This is a genomic window from Allobranchiibius sp. GilTou73, from assembly GCF_021391335.1.
Classification (GTDB): Bacteria; Actinomycetota; Actinomycetes; order Actinomycetales; family Dermatophilaceae; genus Allobranchiibius; species Allobranchiibius huperziae.
In genome coordinates, this window is sequence record NZ_CP090051.1 from 2,940,228 (window position 1) to 2,958,023 (window position 17,796).

Genomic DNA, 17,796 nt, shown 5'->3' on the forward strand with positions numbered 1-17,796 from the left:
CCGCATGATGACGGTCCCTACCGGGCGCACTTCAGCGATTCCGCACTGGTCCAGACCCGGCACGATCGCAGACACGCGGGGCACCGCAGGGGGCGAGGACTGGCTGCGGCGGCGATCGCGTCGGCAATCGCCATGGGTGCCGGCGCCGCAGTATGGGCTGAACACAGCCCGACGGCACCGTCGGCAGTAGTTCCCCAGGTCTCGACCGGTGCAGGGTCCGGTGGCGCCCCGGCAGGTGGCTCCGGGCCCGCACCTGGACCGCGCGGTCAGCTCAATGGCCCCAGCGCCACCGCTGCTTCCTCAACGCTTCCGCGGGCCACGGCAGCCCAAGAGGTGGGCGTCGTCGACATCGACACGGTGCTGGGCTATCAGGACGCGTCCGCCGCAGGCACTGGAATGGTGCTGACCTCGACCGGGGAGGTGCTTACCAACAATCACGTCGTCGACGGAGCGACCAGCATCAAGGTAACCGTGGTCAGCACCGGGGCCAGCTACACCGCCAAGGTCGTCGGGACCGATCCCACCCAGGACGTGGCTGTCCTGCAGCTGCAGGGCGCAGCCGGCCTCAAGACGGTGAAGACCAGTTCGGCCACGGTCGGCACCTCGGAACAGGTGGTCGGAGTCGGGAATGCCGGCGGCGCCGGTGGCACACCCAGCGCCTCCGCCGGTCAGGTGACGACCACGAACGCGACCATCACCGCGTCCGATGAGGACGGGTCGAGCGCAGAGACGCTGCACGGGCTCATCCAGATCAACGCCGACATCCAGGCCGGCGACTCCGGGGGCCCGCTCTACGACGCCGCCGGGCGGGTCATCGGGATCGACACGGCGGTCCAGGTCACCACTGTCGAGAGCACGACCAAGGGCTACGCCATCCCTATCGGATCTGCGCTGCGCATTGCGGCTCAGATCGAGAGCGGAACCACGAGCAGCGCCGTGCATCAAGGCTATCCGGCATTTCTTGGAATCTCGCTGTCCAGCGATCCCACCTACTCGACGACCGGGGCCCTAGTCGAGCAGGTACTCACCAACACCGGCGCCGATCATGTCGGTCTCAGCGCCGGCGACGTCATCACCGCCATCGGCGCCCACCAGGTCACCGATCCCACCAGCCTGCAATCCATCCTGGCGACCTATCGACCTGGCCAACACGTCAAGATCACCTGGACCGACCAAGAAGGTCAATCGCAGTCCGCCACCGTCGTCCTGAGCGCGGGCCCTGCCAACTGACGAACACCGGCCCAGATCACCGCCGGCGATCGCCGTGCTCGGGCTGACCTCAGGGTCCGGCCCCGTGCACCGGGGCATCGAAAAAGCCCCTGATCTGCGTCTGCGCAGATCAGGGGCCCTTCGGTTCGCCGCGACGTGGCTACGAACGCGCCGAGACCACGCGAAAGTGTTATGCGCTCATGCGCCCACGCCGCAGCGCTGGCGTGCAGGGCCGGCCCTACCGCACGTCGGTTGATTTATCTGGGTCATCCTTGCCGCGCCGGCGCCTTGCCGTTCTCGCCAAGCGCGATCCTCACGTGCGGGTCATGGGTCCGCCGAAGCGGCTACTGCTCGTCACCTCGACCGCCTCGACCTGACGCCGACATGTCCAGGCATGCTCCGCTGCCCGACCCGACCGGCCAGGACGTCCGGACCGCACCACCGTTGCCGCTCGGGGGCCTCTCACGGTGCGACCGAGTCAGGCGGGCGTCGTCAACCATTCGGCCGCTGCTTCCAAGGCGTCCTGGTCGGTGGTGACGCCGAAGTGATCCAAACCGTCACGGACGGTAATCCGAACGCGCTCACCAGCGGCCGGATCACGATCGACGAGTGCCCGTCGGAAGTCCTGCGCGTTACCCGCTGGGATGTGATTGTCCTCGCCGCCGAGCTCAAAGGCGATGCCGACGTCCCGCAGATAATGGTCGAGGTGCCGGACTGGATCGAGTTGTGCGGCGAACCACGCGGAATAGGGATCAGCTTCGCCCTGGTCAAGAAGGTCAGCTGAATCGGTAAGGCTGCGCATGCCGGGTCGCTCCCAACTCGGGGTGGACCCGACGGCCGCGACTCGGCGGATCCGATTGTCTACTCCGGCAAGTGCAATTGCCACGTCGCCGCCCATCGAGACGCCACCGGCGAGCACTGGACCTACTCGGTCGAGCCGGTGCTGTGCCCACGTCAGCACGCGCATGGATTCCAGGGTGGTCCGGCCCAACAGCGGCCACATCCGCAACCGGAACGCCGCCAACACCTCGGCGGCGAAGACCCGCGCGTCCGTCGCCGTGGCGCGTCGGCCGTGCTCCGGCGGATCAAAGCTCACAACCGGGTGCCCCCGCTCCGCCAGCCGAGTCATCGTGGGCCGTTCCTTCTCGGCCGACCCACCAAGGTGGCTGAGCCACAGCACGAGCTCCCGGTCCGCGGACAGGGTCTCAGGAATCAACAACACCACGGGGATGTCATCGACGACATCCTCAATTACGCGCATGCCCACTGATTCTGGATGAGCCGGCCCCCTGTGCGCTAGCGAGGCGCCGAGTCGCACAGCGACTCAGACTCGGCGCCAGCGACTCTCGGTTCCTCAGCCTGCTGACTGTCCACGGGCCCATGACCCCGACCCAGCTCGTCGAGGCCAACAGCCTGTCCAGCGGCGCGGTCAGCGGCGTCCTGCAAAAAGTGGGGAGTCACCCGCGGTCCGTACGTTCCGTGTCGCAGCTGGTCTCAGAACGGTGGTGTCACCGACGGTGCCTTCTGTGTGAGCCGATCCCCTGGTGGGCGTTGCAGACTCGGGGCGGGTGATCATCTCGACCACGGCCCATTCGACGTCACTGTCCGGTCCGAGTTCACGATCAAGACGGGCGGCCTTCTCCAGGAGGGCACTGAGCCCCTTGATGGGTACACGCGGTGTCACGCCGCACCCCGAACACCACGGTGTACGCATCTCAGCGGGTCCGTCATACGTCGGTCTTCGGGGTCGCCTGCACCACAACAGCAGGCACCGCCGGCTGGCCCGTCATTTCGGGCAGAATCCCGAGCGCGGGGTTCACCGTGAGCACAATGGGGGGCGCAATGGCGTGATCGATGTTCTCGGCAGCCTGTACGAGCCACGCGACGACGCTGGACATCGATCGCTGCTCCACCAAGGCAGGTAGTTGCGTCCAGTACTGCAGGTAGGCCTCCTGCAAGCGGCCCTCAGGGCGATCACCCTGCAAAGCGACCAGGTGGGCATAGACCAGGCCGGTCGTCATGTCGTAGATCTGCGCGAACGCGGCCCGGTCTCCACCGGCAGCAGCCGGCACCTGACTGCCCCACCGTCGCTCCATCGGCAAGGTGTACCAGCCAAGACGGTGCCGCGGTCGCTTAGTAGGTGCGTTCCAGGAATTGAGTCCAACCTGACATCTGCGCAGCGGTGACGTCACTGGAACCTGCCGCTCGTAGCGGCGATGGTGCGCAAGGTCTGTTGCAGTGCGGCCATTTCCTCAGGGGCCAGACCAGTGGCTTCGGTGATGACGGCCCGGATGTGGGGCTCCTGCTCTTGCAGCGCGGCGCCGGCCTCGGTGACGGAGACGGTCACGACCCGTTCGTCCCGGCTACGGCGAGAGCGCGTCACCAGACCGGCTCGTTCCATCCGCCGCAGCAGCGGGGTCAGCGTGCCGTAGTCCAAGCGCACCGCCTCGGCCAACTCCCCGATGGTCGGCTGCGGGGTGCGCCACAAAACGATGAGAACCAGGTACTGCGGGTATGTGAGGTGGAACTGCGACAGCAGCCGCCGGTACACCGCGGTGACAGCACGAGAAGCCGCGTACAGGTCGAAGCAGACCATCGACTCCAACGCGGGGTCCGGGGCTGGCGTGGTCGTGGTCATTCGATCCAGTCTGTCGGCGATAGAAAAACTTGTGTGCAAGTATCTTGCATGCAAGGTGAGATATCAAGTGGTGAGGAGAACGTGATGACGCAGTCCCTTCGCGTGCTGGCGTTGGTGTGCAGCCTGCGCGACAGTTCGTCCGATTCCAGCAGTGATCTGCTGGCCCGCCAGCTCATCGAGCAGATGCCCGACGTGGAGGCCACCGTCGTCCGTGTCGCCGACCATGACGTCAAGGCCGGCGTCGAAGCCGACATGGGCGACGGCGACCAGTGGCCACAGATCCGGGACCAGCTGATCGCGTCCGACATCCTGATTCTCGCCACCCCCACCTGGATGGGTCAGCCCAGCAGCATCTGCCAACGCGTCCTGGAACGCCTGGACGCAGAACTGTCCGAGACCGACGAGCAGGGTCGTCCCCTGACGTTCGGCAAGGTGGCCATCGCGGCCGTCGTCGGCAACGAGGACGGCGCCCACCACATCAGCGCCATCGTCTTCCAATGCCTCAACGACGTCGGGTTCAGCATCCCCGCGCAAGGAGTGAGCTACTGGAACGGCGAAGCCATGCACGCCACCGACTACAAAGACCTCGACGCCACCCCCGAGAAGACCGCGAGCACCACCAAGGTCGCCGCAGCCAACGCCGTCCACCTGGCACACCTCCTGCAGGCGAACGCCTACCCCGCCACCAGCTGACAGCCCTGACGAGCCCGCGGAGTCGCGGATTCGTCAGCACTTCACCCCAATCCGGTTGCGATCCCATCCGCTGCCCTGGGCCGGTTCCAACTACACGACACCAACCATCAAGGAGACACTCACATGTTCGACAAGAAGACCAACATCGCCTCGCAGGAAGCCTTCGGCGAGGCGGTCAACACCGGCAACCTGGACGCGTTCGACCAGCTCGTCGCACCCGACGCCGTCGACCACGACCCCGCACCCGGCCAGGGCACCGGCCCCGAGGGCTTCAAGGCGATGTTCACCGACATGCGGACCGCGTTCCCCGATCTGCACGTCGAGGTCGAGACCCTGGTCGCCGACGATGACCAGGTCGCGTTCGCCTACACCCTGACCGGCACCCACAACGGGCCGTTCCAGGGCCACGACGCCACCGGCAAGGCGTTCCAGGTACGCGGAGTCCAGATCAGCAAGTTCGCCGACGGCAAGCTCGTCGAACGATGGGGCAGCAGCGACGAACTCGGCATCATGACCCAGCTCGGCCTGGTCTGACCGACTCGACCGCTGACTGATGCGACCACTTGCATAGTGGAAGCATCAGTCAGCGGCCCGGAACCGATCCTCATCAGTAGCTCAAGTCGCGTGGTGCTCTGGTGCACACCTACGCCATTCGAATGGCACCCACCAGTTGAACCAATGCACCTGTCGGTGGCGTCATGCCAACCCGCCGTCAACGGCGATCATTTCTCCGGTGATCCACCGAGCGGCGTCGGATGCAAGGAAGGCAACCACATCGGCAATGTCCTGGGGTTCGCCCAGACGACCCAGTGCCGTCGCGGCGATGGTTTTCTGGGCCTCGCCGGTGCTGTCGGCCCGGTCTGTCCACATGGCCGTGCGGGTCGCGCCCGGCAGCACACTGTTGACGGTGATGTGGCGCGGGCCGAGCTCTTGAGCTGCGGCGCGTACCAGCTGGTCGCCGGCCGCCTTGCTCGCCGCATACAAGCCCCCGCCTGGGCGCGGCGCCAGACGGGAGCGAGAAATGACAATGATTCGGCCGCCTGCGGTCAACCGGCGCGCTGACTCGCGTAACACCGCGAACGTGGCCCGGGTGTTGACCGCAAACACGGTCTCGAACTCAGCGTCGGTGACATCCGCGATCATCGCGGTGTGTCCTACCCCCGCATTGCTGACCACGACATCCACTCGGCCGAAAAACTGCTCCGCGGCATCAAACAGACGGCGTACCTGATCCGGATCGCCAACATCGGCCTGAACCGCTGTAGCCCGTCCCCCGCCGTCGATGATCGAGGCAACGACGCTGTTGGCAGCCGCTCGGTCACTGCGGTAGTTCACCAGCACGCCGAAGCCGTCCGCGGCCAGCCGAACGGCAATCGCCGCGCCGATTCCGTGAGATGCCCCGGTCACCAGGGCCGCCTTCGCTTCTCTCATTAGCTCTTCAGTCCGATGGTCGTGGTGCGGTTCTAGAGTCCGTTTCTGAGTGCTGAGAGTGGCTCGTTCTTCCAGCCCACGTTTACAGTGTGGCGTTGTTGGGCGTCGAGATACCCGATGTGAAGTGGTGGTTGGCTCTCGGCCGGTGGGCACCTGACCCTGCGGGCCGCGCAGGTCAGGTGCCCGCCGACGTCGGCGGATCAGGGGTGCAACAGCACTTTGGTCCACCCGTCGATCGCCCGGTGCCCATGGCCTGGCCCTTGAAGAAGAACGTGCCGAAATCGAACCCGAACTTGCCCTCCTTGGCGAGGTCATCTTCGGCCTCGGGATCCTCGGGCACGAAGACGCCAACAACCCCAATGCGCCCGGTGGGTCGCACAGCCTGGATCAGGCTGTTGATCGTCAGACCCGGTCGCTCCCGCCCTTCGTGGTCGTGCGCCTGGTAACCCACAGCCTCCACGCCCTTGTCAGCGCCCTCACCACGGGTCGCGTCCAGGATCTGCTGCACGGCGTCGCCCTTGCTGTCGTCGATCGGGGTCGCGTCCAGTTGCTCGGCCAGCTTCAACCGGTCGGCCTGACGGTCGACCACGAACACCTGGTCCGCGCCGCGCAACCGCGCCGACATCGCCGCCATCAGCCCCACCGGGCCGGCGCCCCAGATCACCACGGACTCCCCGATCCCCACCTGCGCGAGCTCGGTGCCGTGATACCCCGTCGGCAGGATGTCGGACAACATGACGTAGTCCTTCTCCTTCTCCCGCGCGTCCTCGGGCAGGACCAGGGCGTTCCAGTCCGCGTACGGCACCCGCAGCAGCTCCGCCTGTCCCCCGTTGTAGGGGCCCATGTCGGCGTACCCGTACGCCGCGCCGGCGTTTCCGGGGTTGACCGTCAGGCAGAAACCGGTCCGGCCCGCCTCGCAGTTCTTGCAGAACCCGCACCCGATGTTGAACGGCAGGCACACCATGTCGCCAACTTTGACCCGATCGACACCCTCACCGACCTCGATGACCTCGCCCATGTTCTCGTGACCAAGGACCTTGCCCTCCTCCACGTCGGTACGGCCCTTGTACATGTGCAGGTCGCTGCCACAGACGCGGTCCGTTCCCTGATCGAGGTAGGCCCGGCGTCACCACGAGCGAACCCGCGCGCGCCACCGGGCGGGTTGATGCACGCACCAACCGACCACCAGACGGGTGCAAACCGACTAAGAATTAGTAGTCAGTGCTCGGGGGATGTTTCCGCCGAGCCAACGACGACCATTCGCCGCGTTCGCCCTCTTCGGCCGGTGTGGGCGCGAGGACGTTGCCCGGGGTCGGCGCTGAGCCAGATCGACGGAAGATCACCCGTCGCGATACCGGTCCGATGATCCGGTCGTAGAAGAACGGCAGCGCACGAAAGCCGAGAACGGTGATCTTGTTGGTGGGCCCGACGTCGACGGACCGGCGGGGTCGGTTGATGCATTCCGCCACGGCACGAGCCATGGCCTGCGGAGCGAGGACCGGTGGCGGAGGGGCGACATGCCGACCCGAGTAATTGGCTGCGAGGTCGTAGATCGGCGTGTCAATTGCTCCTGGAGAAATGACGCTGATTTCCACACCCGGCAGGTCGCGGGTCTCCAGCTGCAACGTGCGCAGCAGCCCCAACTGAGCCCACTTCGCAGTGACGTACGTCCCCAGCTCGGGCACGGCGATCCTGCCCAGCAACGAGTTGACCACGATCAGCGAGCCGCCGCGCTGGCGACGAAACACCGGCAGAACCGCGCGTGCAAGGTTGGCGGTGCCGTGCACAGCCACATCGACGGTGCGCTCGAACACCTCGGGCGGAACGTCCTCGACCCGCCCATAGGCCATGACCTGAGCAGTGTGCACGACAACGTCCAACCGGTGGTGACGTTCGAGGATGCCTGACACCACGGCATCGACAGCTGATGCATCGAGCAGGTCGGCAGGCGCGCTGAAGGAACCGTCGCCCAGCAGTGCCACGACGTCGCGCAGACGATCGGCGTCGCGAGCCGTCAGGATGACCTGGTATCCCAAGCCCAGCAACTCGCGTGCCGTGGCGAGCCCGATGCCGGAGGACCCGCCGATGATGAGAGCGACACCCGCGCCGCGTAAGGGATCGGCGGGGCTCATCGCGGTGCCAGGTGGTCAGCGGCTCGGGCCGCCAGTGCCATGATCGTCAGTCCCGGATTGGCTGCGCCCTGCGTGGGCAGGATCGAACCGTCGACGACGAACAGATTGTCGACCCCGAACACCCGGTAGGACGGGTCGACCACACCGTCCGGTGCTCGGTGGGCCATCCGGGCGCCCCCGACGAGATGCGCGAAACGCTGGATGGTCATCAGCTCCTCGGCGCCCGCCGCGCGCAGGATGTTCTCCATGCTCTGGGTGGCCGCTCGAATCAGGGCTTTGTCGTTGTCGCAGAGGGAGTAGTCGAAACGAGCAACGGGCAGGCCATGGCGGTCCTTCTCCTCCGCGAGGGTGACTCGGTTCCCGTGCTGGGGTAGGAGTTCGGCCAGCGCACCGATGGACGCCCAGTGGACATAGTCCCTCATGTACTCCCGTAACGGGGCACCCCAGTGCCCTTGTGCCGCAACGTGTTCGGACCATGTCACCGGAAGCGGGCCGACGGTCTGCAGCGACCAGCCGCGCTTGTACGCCGCGGCGGGATCGGTCTCGTAGAAATGCTCGCTACTCGCCTCAGGCACCTGGGCCTTGTACATCCGCACCTCGTCGCGGAAGCGTCCGGCGGTCTGCGGCGCGCCCTGCACCATCAGATAGCGCCCGAGCTGATCATGGTCGTTGCCCAGGCCGTCCGGGTGGTCCCTGGTGGCCGACAGCAGGAGCAGGCGGGGAGTCTCGATGCTGTACCCGGCCACCGCGACCGCCCGTGCGCGCTGCCGGTGCTCCACACCGTCCTTGAAATACGTGACACCGCAGGCCGCGCCGGTCCGCTCGTCCACGAGCACCCTGCTGACGTGACTGTGGGCGCGCACCTCCGCGCCGTGCGCCAAAGCATCCGGGATATGGGTGATCAGGGGGCTGGCCTTGGCGCCCACCTTGCACCCCTGCTGGCAGAAGCCGCGATAGATGCAGTGCGAGCGGTTGCCGAACCGTCCGTTGGCGATCGCGACCGGGCCCACCCGCGCCGGCACACCGGCCGCCTCGCACCCCGATAGGAAGACCGACCCGTTGCCTCCGACCGGGTGCGCGTGGTGGGCGTAGGTGTGCGGGTCGCCCCAGGGCCAGTCCTGCCCCGAGACCGGCAGCTCCTGCTCGACCTGCTCGTAGTAGCCCCGCAGGTCCTCATAGGAGATCGGCCAGTCGACCCCGACCCCGTCCCGGGAGTGGGTGGCGAAGTCCGAGGGGTGCAGCCGCGGCACGAATCCGGAGTAGTGCACCAGGGACCCGCCGACCCCGCGCCCGGAGTTGTTGGAGCCGAGCGGCACCGGGTCCGAGCCGCCGATGACGCGCGGTTCGGTCCAGTAGAGGTTGTGCGACCCGCGTTCGTCGCTGACCCAGTCCGCGTCCGGATCCCAGAACGGCCCGGCGTCGAACGTCACGATGCTCCACCCGCGGCGGGCGAGCCGTTGGGTCAGCACGGAGCCGCCGGCGCCGGCGCCCACCACGACCAGGTCGACCTCGTCGTCCTGGTCGAAACGGCGCATGTCGCGGCGTAGTTCGTGGTTGACCCGAGAGCTGCCCGGTGGGACCAACCAGGCGGACTCGTTGGTCTGCCGTAGGTCGTGGTAGCTGAACCGGGTGCTCATGCCTGTCCGCCGCCCTGGCGGCCGCTGATCGCACCAGGCGGTGGGGCGCGGTGCCCCGTCAGGGTCTCGTGACGGTCTCGGGCTCGTTCGATCCGGTCCGCGAACGCCACGGGGTCGCCGTCCTCCTGGTCGGCGACCTCCCAGCGCTCCCGGGCGTCCAGTCCGACGTTCTTGTATCCGCGAGGGTAGGCCGGCCCGCCGAAACCGATCTCGTTCCAGGCCCAGGGATGGGAGTAGAACGCCGCGCAGGCGTATCGCGTCCACAGACTCCAGACCCGGTGGGCTGGCCAGTCGTGCCACGATCGCTTGTGGACGGATGCCTCGTTCATGGCATGGATCAGCGCGGCCTGGTCACCAGGCCCGAGCCGGCCGAACCCGGTGCCGTGGGTCTGCTCGGCGTCCTGATCCAGGGCGGCGAGCGTGTCGCGCCACGCCTGGGGGTCGGGTGGCATGTCGTCGTAGCGCCACCCGTCGGTCTCCCCTGCGGCCAGCCGCGCGTCGATCAGCGCGACGACCGGGACACGCGGCTCGGTGTCCTGCTCGAGCAGGAGATCGCACAGCGGCGTCGCCACGGCGTTCTCGGCCGCGGTGAAGAAGGCCAGGTCGGTGTGCGGCTGCAACCGGGCGAGGACCACACCGGCTGTCACGTCATCCCAGCGCGGCACTTCGTCCAGCACGTCGAATCCGGGAAACCGGCCGCGGCCCTGCGGCGTGACGCCGTGACGGTTCGGCGCGCGATAGGGCATCAGAATGCTCGTTCCCGACGCAGCACCGACGCCAGCAGACCCATACCACCCACGAGCGTGGTGATCAACGGCGCGAGCACGGGCGGACCCATCTCGAAGTTGTACGCCGCCATCTTCAGCCCCCCGGCTTCTGGGCCACACCCTTGAGGTGCAGGTAGGTGCCCTGCAGCCCGTTGGCGACGACCAGCGCGCTGGCGACGGGCAGCACGACCTGTGCGGCGCGTTCGCTCCACACTGCGGCGATCCCTGCCGGCACCAATGTGGGCACTACGACGATCGGGATCCACATCAACTTGTTGCCGAAGCTCGCGGAGTCGTGGGAGACGTAGATCTCGAGGGTGGTCACCACCGCGCCACCGGCCGTCAGCCCGGCGAGGGAACGCTGGAAGTGACCGGTACGCACGTTCTCCAGCGCCAGGGCGGCCAGGCCGACCACCTGTCCTGGGACGGTGGGACTGGCGTCAAGAAGCTTCATGGGGTCTCCTGTCGGTCATGGCGAACCGTCTCTAGCAATCGGCGCCCGCCGGGGGCAACGTGCAGAACTGTCCGCGCGAGGTGGTCGCGCCGCCGGTCGTGGTCAGGGGTGGTCAGTCCCCCGTGTTGTAAGTCGCGGTAGCCGATCGCGGCCCAGGTCAGGGCGATGAACCCGTCGGTCAGTCCGGCGCGCGCCCGTGAGCGGTCCGCTATCGCCAGACCAACAGCGGTGCACGCGTGCGCCAGGTCGACCCACACCCCCATGGCGAGCACCTCGGGGCTCGGATCGAGCCCGGAGAGAGCAGCCTGCCCAAGTTGTCGCGCGCCCAGCACCCTTGTGATGACAACGCTCTTCTCATCGTTCGTCGCGTGGACGTGGGACAGCGTGGCGCCCGGCGCGAACAGCAACGCGCCGCCCCACGCGGCACGACCGATCTCGATGATGCGCACTGTCATTCGAGTTCCTCTCCGACGTGAGGCCGACCGACCGGCGCCGTCGTCATGGTGCGGCCTGCGCTGCGCGTAGTGCGGCGATGCACTGAATGTGCGACAGATGGCTGAGAGCCTGCGGGAGGTTCCCCATCTGCTCGTTCGTGCCCGGGACGCACATTTCCGACATCAGACCGAGCGGGCCGGCAACGATCGCCAGCTCGGACAACAGTCCTTCCGCCTCCTCCACGCGCCCCACGTTCACCAGCGCGTGCACCCGCCAGAACGCGCACGCCGTGAACGTCTCCTCCTCGGAATGCACGCCGGTGTAGCGGTACAGAAGGGGGCCGGCACTCAGCTCGGCACTCAGCGCGTCGATGGTCGAGGACATCCGAGGCCCCCGGTCGAACCCCATCTGTGCCCCCAACAGCACGGATACGTCCAGATCATCGGAGCCCGCGTAGAACGTGTAGGCCTGCTTCTGCTCCGACCAGCAGTGCGTCTGAACCCACGCCTTGATCACCGCGGCCTCCTGACGCCATCGGTCCCCCGGCCCGGCGAGGTGGCCGGCAGCAGCCAGGCGAGCAGCTGCATCGAGCGCCCGCCAACAGTTCATCTTCGAGGAGGTGTACGGCCGGTCGGTATGCAGCTCCCAGATGCCGGCATCGTCATGTCGCCACACGTCTGCGCATCGGTCGGCGAGGTCGGCCAACTCCCGCGCGGAGCGGATATCCAGCACATGACCGCCGAATACCCAGTCGGCGACGGTCCCGAACAGATCCCCATAGATGCCCAGCTGAGTCTGACCGGCAGCACTGTTGCCGATCTGCACCGGCAGGCTGTGTCGGTACCCGGGCAGGTCGGGCGTCCGGACGCCGTCGGGCTCGTGACCGCTCAGGGTGTACATCACGTGTACGTCGGGTCCGTTGGCGCGAATCGCGTGCAGCAACCATGCGACGGCGGCGTGTACCTCTTCCTCCAGACCGAGCGCGGCCATGGCGTCGATGGTCAGAGCCGCGTCGCGGATCCACGAGAAGCGGTAGTCCCAGTTCTTGGGGCCACCGATGCTCTCCGGGAGCGACGTTGTCACAGCGGCTGCGACAGCCCCCGTCTCAGCGATCATCAAGGTCTTGAGCGCCAGCGCGCTGCGCACGACCTGCTCGCGTCCCGCACCAGCCCATCTCACCCGCGAGGACCATTCCCGCCAGCTGTCGGCGCTGACGTCGATCCTGTTGTCTATAGCATCGATCTTGCACATGAAGAGCGGGTCGGCGTCCGCAGCCACCACACCGATGACACGGCGTTCTCCCTTGGCAACCCGGAAGACGGCCTCCACCCGGTCATGAGAGACGCGCGGTCGGATTTGCGAGCTGTGCCGCAGCCCCATGGTGAGGGTCCCGGCGTGCAGGATGGGCCCGCGCGCATCGTCCTGTACCCACGGCTCCCAGGCACGCAGTCCGTCGCCGGGTCGGACCAGGAGTTCCAGTTCGACCTCCCCCTCCAGGCCTTCCACGCGCCGTGCCAGTTCACTCCACGGCAGGGCGCCGGCGGTGCCGGAGTTCAGCGAGTCGGTGACCCGGACGCGGCCGGACGACGTCGACCAGATCGACTCGGTGAGGTTGGTGTGCGGCAGGTAACGGCGCTCGCACGTTGCGTTCTCATCCGTCGGTCGCAGTGTCAGCGACCCGCCACGCACCGGATCGAGCAGAGCCGCAAACGGCGGCGTCGAATCCAGTCGCGGCGCGGCCCACCAGTCGACCGACCCGTCTGCCGCCACCAGCGCAACGCCCCGGCCGTCGCCGAGCACCGCGTACGAGCCGATCGCGGCAAAACCGTCCGGGTCGCGCACGGCTACCGACGCGTTCTTCTCGTCCATGTCGGCGGTCAAGACCGCAGGCGCGCCAACACCGCGGCACCGGCGGCAATACCGGCGCCGGCTCCGAGCAGGCTGGCGACCCTGTTCTTGGCAACGAACGACACCGGATCGTGCTGCGCCGCCTTGTGGGAGAACTCACCGCGGGCGCCGCGGTCCTCCTCGACGTCCCGTGGCTCGAAGACGTTGGAGCCCCAACGCGGTTCGCCCCGGTCGGTTTGTTGGGACGCCACTCCCTTCTTCCCGAGATACCAGTCGATGAAGGAGGGCACCACCCGGTTGCCGAGGATGGTGTAGGCCGTGGAGATGCCGACCCACATGTTGCGACGGGGGTGCTCGGCGCTGAACCGGATCGCGCTGGCGCAGACCTCGGGCTGGACGATCGGCGAGACCGGCATGGGGTGGTGCGGCATCTTGTTCAGGTTCCAGTTGAACTGGGTCGTGTTCACCCCCGGCAAGGTCACCAGGCCGATCGTGACGTTGCTGCCGGTCGCGTTCAGTTCTGTGATGATGGATTCGGTCATGCCCTTGATCGCATGCTTGGCACCGCAATACGCCGACTGCAGTGGAATGGACCGGTAGGCCATCGCGGAGGACACGTTGACGATCGACCCGCGGTCACGCGGCCGCATCACACGCAGCGCAGCTCGAACGCCGTTCACCTGTCCGAAGTAGGTCACCTCGGTCATTCGCCGGTACTCGTCGGGATCGGTATCCCAGAAGTACGCCAGCGCCCCGACGAACGCGACGTTCACCCACACCCCGATCGGACCTAGCTCGGCCTCGACGCGGTCTGCTGCTGCATCCACCGCGTCGTGATCGGCCACATCGCACTCGATCGTCAGAGCTCGCCCTCCGGCTGACTCGATATCGGCTGCCGCACCCGCAAGCCCTGCTGCCCCCCGGGCAAGGACCGCCACGTCGTACCCAGCTATTGCGAACTCACGAACACAGGCGCGGCCCACACCGGCACTCCCCCGGTGACGACGACGATTGGACGGGGGCGATGTTGTGACATGAAGACTCCATCGGACTGTCATTGCTACCAGCGTGATTCGCAACCCTGTCGCGGGCTCCGCAACTTGGCCACTCGGGTGGCGATGCCCTCCCGAGTGCGCCCTGGGCATCACGCCAGAGCGTCGCCTTCACATTTCACCCCAAGGCAAGACAGGGCACCACGCCCTTAGGGGTGGTACCTCGACTGTCGCCGCCGAGCGCGGGCCGTGAGTGGATGCTGCGCCGATCTAGGTGCCGCTCGTCGGTCGGTACGAGGAGCGTGCGCAACCGGCCGGCCCGAGTCGCGCGCCCCGTACACAACGCGCATTCCCGGATGCCTTGAGCGCATCTGCCCAGCACCACAACGGGCCGCGGCCATGTCGTGAGGACGGCCGGGACCCGGCTGAGCGCGGGTTACTGGCCGGGGCGCAACAACGTGATGGAGTTGATCGGGTACAGGTCGAGATCGACGTACGTGTAGGCGTTCATGGTCGATCGGCGATGGGTGCCGTTGTAGCCGTAGTTGAACGCCATGCGGGCCCCACCGTATTGGTTGTTGAAGACGTAGTGGTTGCCGTACTGGTTGGACAGATTGTGCGCTCCGTAACTCCAGTAGACCCCACCGGCCTCGGGGTGGCCGCCGTTCCACCCGGCATTCTGCGGGTAGATGCAAACGGCCCCGTACGGGCAGCCCTCGTAGGTACCGCCCGCGTGCGCCGCGGGCGCTACGACGGCGGCCCCGGCTAGCACCGTCCCGGTGACCGCGACCGTAGCAAAAGCAGACCTCATCGACATGCGCATATGTTCGTCCCCTCATTTCGTGCGGCGACACCGCAGCCGCCGCTACAACCGTCTTACACCCATCGCTACGGACCACGGTTGCTTCTTCGCAAAGCAGTCAGGTCTTCACAGCCGAAGACCTCGTCGCACGGATGCCAGGACACATGCGACCGCAGCGCAGACCCCTCCGGTCGGGTCATCCACTAACATCGGCGACTGCGTCCGGAGAGCGTCTCGGCACCAAAAGCGTTTCGTGCTAAGGGTTTTCGCCCACCTAAGCGCAACCACGGGATCGGCGCCGCGGACCCGCCCGGGTCGGTAGTTCAGGAGAGTGCCACGATTCCGATGATGATGAGGACGAGCCCGATAAGGCTCATGACGGTGCCGATGATTCGTGTGACCCGAAGGCCGGCCGCGCTGGGTTCGAACGCCTGCTTGTTCTTGAACTGCCAGCGTCGCATCCGGTAGCCCCAGTCGGGCTTGAGGCTGTTGATACCGCCGATCAGGAACAGCGCGATGCCGGCGCCGAGAAGTTGGGCACCAGGATGGTGATGCGTCGTAGACGCACTGATGAGACTCAGCAAGTTGCCTCCTACGAACGGTCATACCGCGAACGTCACTGCCAGCGTTGATCCACCCCGCACTCCACGACCGTTTACGAAGCTTCGACGCCGCTCGTGAACCGGCGTCATCCCAGGACCGTGGCGCGATCGTAACCACAAGCCCGACCCCGGGGACTGGAACAGCAAATCTCAGGAAGCACCCGGGACCGTCAAGTGCATCACTGAATCCGAGGTGGACTGGCACCTCCATCGCAGCTGCGCGTCGGGAGCCGGACCCGAGACAATGTCGCTTTGAGTCCGCCAGGTCGTAGGCCACCGCGCTTCTGAAGGACGCCTACCCTGGCGTTCCACGCTCCGCGTGCCGATCCGTCAGCGCCGATGGGCGACGATGACCATCACCGGCGCCCTCTCAGTCAACGGAGTCCGGTCCCAATCGCCTCAGACGATATAGACGTCCAAACCCGACGCCTTCGAGTAGCTCTCAAGAGTTGGGCGAAGAAGCCGCCGCGCTCCTCAATGCGGCCGGGCAGAAAACCGGTTGTGTGGATCTGGCCAGCAGCGGCCCGGGTGGCCAGCCCAGTCCCTCGTATCCATCAACTCACAACGAACTCGTGCGCCTCGTCCACTACTGAGAGGCGTCACGCCGTCGGTCAAGGCCATGGACCAGCAGGCGCAGCCCCGCCTCGAACGCCTCGTCCGGGTCGATCGCCGAACCGACGCCGGTCGGCTCCGGTTCGGCATGGGCCTGCTCCTCCAGAACGCCGCCGACGGTAAAGCGGCTGGCCGCCAGCATCGCCATCTGCGCGTCGCGTTCTGGTACACCGTATGCGACGAGGAACGCGAACTTGCCCTTCAACCGGTCCAGCCCCTCGGCGCTGGGGAACGTCCCCGCATGCAGCCGTGCCCCGTCCCGGTGATGCAGCAGCGTGCGTCGAAAGCTGCGGTAGTTGTCGGTGAACCAGGACTGCCAGTGATGCCACTGGCGGGTAGTTCCATCGCGGCCAGGGGCGCGAGAGCAGCCTCGGCCATGGCGGTCAGAAGATCCTCCTTTCGCTTGAAGTGCCCTCGGCTGGAAACTCGCGGCCACCATCAACGGGTGGGCTCCCGAAGGCCTGCTGAGCACCTACACCGCGGAACGACACCCGATCGGGCCCAGGTCCTGGACTGGACCCGCGCACAGGTGGCCCTCATGCGCGGCGACGAAAGACCATCCAGCTACGTCGCGTCGTAGAGGACGATCTGCTGTCGAACACCGCCGCCACAACTCACCTGGTCCTCACCACCTCCGTAGTAGCCCAGCGCTACGACGTAACACCGTTCGGGGGCGTCGCTGCGGCACACATGCTCGTGGGCCAACTCATCGGGGACACGTCCCTGCAAGACGGCAGCCGACTCGCCGCGCACTTCCGCACCGGCCGATTCGTCCTACTCGATCGGCTCGGTGGCGCCCTCGCCTACGCGGCCGACAGCTGGGCGGAGCGCGTGGTGACCGTCACTGAGGACGCCGCAGCAGCCGGTTGCCCCGACCTCTACCGACCGGTGACGGGTCTCTTGGTCCGCCCTGACGGGATCATCGCCTGGGCCACCGAGGAGATCGAGTCCACCGACCTCCGAGAGTGCCGTGCCGGGCTAAGAGCAGCACTGCACAAGTGGGCGGGCGCACCGTTCCGGGCAGAGCCGACATTCATGTCATGACCGTGCATTGCCTGACAAGGTCTCCATCCGCAGTGCGTGCAATGAAGTGCCTCCGCACGCTGGTGCGGCCGCTTGATCCCGTAGCCGGTCGCGCCCCCTCGCGAACGTCGCGCAGGACGACCTGTGCACACCCACGCGGCCGAACGCCGGGTACCCGGCAGATACTGCGCGCAGCCCCGCGTCCAGTCAGCACGCGGGCTAATGCAAGCCCGCCGCTCGTAGATGCGTCGTCCCTGCGGCCAACGGTGCCCTTGAAGCCCCGACGATGCATAGCCGATGCGAACGAGAATGAGTAAGGCCCCTGAACTGCGTTTTCGCAGTTCAGGGGCCTTACGTACCAGCTCCCCCGGTTGGACTCGAACCAACAACCCTCCGGTTAACAGCCGAATGCTCTGCCAATTGAGCTACAGGGGACCGACGCCCTTCGGCGCGAGGTGAACTTTAGCAACGCCGGGCGGCGCACACAAAAGCAGCGCGCCGGTGAGCTGCGCCGGTCCGAT

General features: G+C 66.8%; 19 protein-coding genes, 1 tRNA gene and 2 pseudogenes. 5 read left to right on the top strand and 17 right to left on the bottom strand.

Annotation, left to right across the window (positions count from 1 at the left end; translation table 11 throughout):
- The first annotated feature begins 333 nt into the window (after nt 1-333).
- Nucleotides 334-1,230, top strand: a complete 897-nt coding sequence (locus LVQ62_RS14465; protein WP_233762625.1) for a S1C family serine protease — start codon at nt 334-336, stop codon at nt 1,228-1,230.
- 457 nt (nt 1,231-1,687) lie between these two features.
- On the opposite strand, the gene LVQ62_RS14470 is transcribed toward LVQ62_RS14465, so the two are convergent.
- The 3 genes from LVQ62_RS14470 to LVQ62_RS14480 all read right to left on the bottom strand — a co-directional run bounded on the left by LVQ62_RS14470 (nt 1,688) and on the right by LVQ62_RS14480 (nt 3,847).
- Nucleotides 1,688-2,470 carry an alpha/beta hydrolase gene (locus LVQ62_RS14470; protein WP_233762627.1) on the bottom strand — a complete coding sequence of 261 codons (783 nt, stop codon included), beginning with the start codon at nt 2,468-2,470 and terminating at the stop codon, nt 1,688-1,690.
- Nucleotides 2,471-2,936: 466 nt separating this feature from the next.
- Nucleotides 2,937-3,305: an RNA polymerase sigma factor gene (locus tag LVQ62_RS14475; protein ID WP_233762629.1), complete on the bottom strand. Its 369-nt coding sequence runs from the start codon at nt 3,303-3,305 to the stop codon at nt 2,937-2,939.
- 92 nt (nt 3,306-3,397) lie between these two features.
- A complete protein-coding gene (locus tag LVQ62_RS14480) occupies nt 3,398-3,847 on the bottom strand; it encodes a MarR family winged helix-turn-helix transcriptional regulator (protein WP_233762631.1) in 450 nt (149 codons plus the stop codon).
- Between the two features lie 84 nt (nt 3,848-3,931).
- Here LVQ62_RS14480 and LVQ62_RS14485 point away from each other — a divergent pair, with 84 nt between their 5' ends.
- Both LVQ62_RS14485 and LVQ62_RS14490 read left to right on the top strand, forming a co-directional pair.
- Nucleotides 3,932-4,540, top strand: coding sequence for a flavodoxin family protein (locus tag LVQ62_RS14485; RefSeq protein ID WP_233762633.1), 609 nt, complete (start codon nt 3,932-3,934; stop codon nt 4,538-4,540).
- A gap of 123 nt (nt 4,541-4,663) precedes the next feature.
- Nucleotides 4,664-5,074, top strand: a complete 411-nt coding sequence (locus LVQ62_RS14490) for an ester cyclase (protein WP_179480039.1) — start codon at nt 4,664-4,666, stop codon at nt 5,072-5,074.
- Between the two features lie 162 nt (nt 5,075-5,236).
- Here LVQ62_RS14490 and LVQ62_RS14495 read toward each other — a convergent pair whose 3' ends face one another.
- The 13 genes and pseudogenes from LVQ62_RS14495 to LVQ62_RS14550 all read right to left on the bottom strand — a co-directional run bounded on the left by LVQ62_RS14495 (nt 5,237) and on the right by LVQ62_RS14550 (nt 16,691).
- Nucleotides 5,237-5,947: an SDR family oxidoreductase gene (locus LVQ62_RS14495; RefSeq protein ID WP_233762634.1), complete on the bottom strand. Its 711-nt coding sequence runs from the start codon at nt 5,945-5,947 to the stop codon at nt 5,237-5,239.
- A gap of 199 nt (nt 5,948-6,146) precedes the next feature.
- Nucleotides 6,147-6,707: a zinc-binding dehydrogenase gene (locus LVQ62_RS17575; RefSeq protein ID WP_370639710.1), complete on the bottom strand. Its 561-nt coding sequence runs from the start codon at nt 6,705-6,707 to the stop codon at nt 6,147-6,149.
- Nucleotides 6,708-6,779: 72 nt separating this feature from the next.
- A pseudogene (locus tag LVQ62_RS17580) lies at nt 6,780-7,052 on the bottom strand (alcohol dehydrogenase catalytic domain-containing protein); the annotation flags it as partial.
- Between the two features lie 130 nt (nt 7,053-7,182).
- Complete coding sequence (locus LVQ62_RS14505) at nt 7,183-8,103, bottom strand: SDR family oxidoreductase (protein ID WP_233762638.1); 921 nt, start codon at nt 8,101-8,103, stop codon at nt 7,183-7,185.
- Nucleotides 8,100-9,740, bottom strand: a complete 1,641-nt coding sequence (locus LVQ62_RS14510) for a GMC family oxidoreductase (protein WP_233762640.1) — start codon at nt 9,738-9,740, stop codon at nt 8,100-8,102. The genes LVQ62_RS14505 and LVQ62_RS14510 overlap by 4 nt, the downstream gene beginning before the upstream one ends.
- Nucleotides 9,737-10,486, bottom strand: a complete 750-nt coding sequence (locus tag LVQ62_RS14515; protein ID WP_233762642.1) for a gluconate 2-dehydrogenase subunit 3 family protein — start codon at nt 10,484-10,486, stop codon at nt 9,737-9,739. The genes LVQ62_RS14510 and LVQ62_RS14515 overlap by 4 nt, the downstream gene beginning before the upstream one ends.
- A 115-nt stretch (nt 10,487-10,601) precedes the next feature.
- Nucleotides 10,602-10,961, bottom strand: a complete 360-nt coding sequence (locus LVQ62_RS14520) for a hypothetical protein (RefSeq protein WP_233762644.1) — start codon at nt 10,959-10,961, stop codon at nt 10,602-10,604.
- Nucleotides 10,958-11,416 carry a hypothetical protein gene (locus tag LVQ62_RS14525; RefSeq protein WP_233762646.1) on the bottom strand — a complete coding sequence of 153 codons (459 nt, stop codon included), beginning with the start codon at nt 11,414-11,416 and terminating at the stop codon, nt 10,958-10,960. Before LVQ62_RS14525 ends, LVQ62_RS14520 begins: the two co-directional genes overlap by 4 nt.
- A 43-nt stretch (nt 11,417-11,459) precedes the next feature.
- Entirely contained in the window at nt 11,460-13,277 is a 1,818-nt protein-coding gene (locus LVQ62_RS14530) for a glycoside hydrolase family 15 protein (protein ID WP_233762647.1), read from the bottom strand.
- Entirely contained in the window at nt 13,274-14,227 is a 954-nt protein-coding gene (locus tag LVQ62_RS14535) for an SDR family oxidoreductase (protein WP_233762649.1), read from the bottom strand. The genes LVQ62_RS14530 and LVQ62_RS14535 overlap by 4 nt, the downstream gene beginning before the upstream one ends.
- Before the next feature lie 445 nt (nt 14,228-14,672).
- Nucleotides 14,673-15,008, bottom strand: coding sequence for a hypothetical protein (locus LVQ62_RS14540; protein WP_233762651.1), 336 nt, complete (start codon nt 15,006-15,008; stop codon nt 14,673-14,675).
- A 353-nt stretch (nt 15,009-15,361) separates the two neighbouring features.
- Complete coding sequence (locus LVQ62_RS14545) at nt 15,362-15,622, bottom strand: DUF6199 family natural product biosynthesis protein (RefSeq protein WP_233762652.1); 261 nt, start codon at nt 15,620-15,622, stop codon at nt 15,362-15,364.
- 604 nt (nt 15,623-16,226) lie between these two features.
- Complete coding sequence (locus LVQ62_RS14550; protein WP_233762654.1) at nt 16,227-16,691, bottom strand: TetR/AcrR family transcriptional regulator C-terminal domain-containing protein; 465 nt, start codon at nt 16,689-16,691, stop codon at nt 16,227-16,229.
- Between LVQ62_RS14550 and LVQ62_RS17900 the strand changes: the two are divergent.
- Nucleotides 16,675-16,740, top strand: a pseudogene (locus LVQ62_RS17900) (hypothetical protein); the annotation flags it as partial. The gene LVQ62_RS14550 and the pseudogene LVQ62_RS17900 sit on opposite strands and share 17 nt — an antisense overlap.
- A gap of 202 nt (nt 16,741-16,942) precedes the next feature.
- Complete coding sequence (locus LVQ62_RS14560; protein WP_233762656.1) at nt 16,943-17,296, top strand: hypothetical protein; 354 nt, start codon at nt 16,943-16,945, stop codon at nt 17,294-17,296.
- Nucleotides 17,297-17,637: 341 nt separating this feature from the next.
- Here LVQ62_RS14560 and LVQ62_RS14565 read toward each other — a convergent pair.
- A tRNA-Asn gene (locus tag LVQ62_RS14565) sits at nt 17,638-17,710 on the bottom strand.
- Nucleotides 17,711-17,796 lie beyond the last annotated feature (86 nt).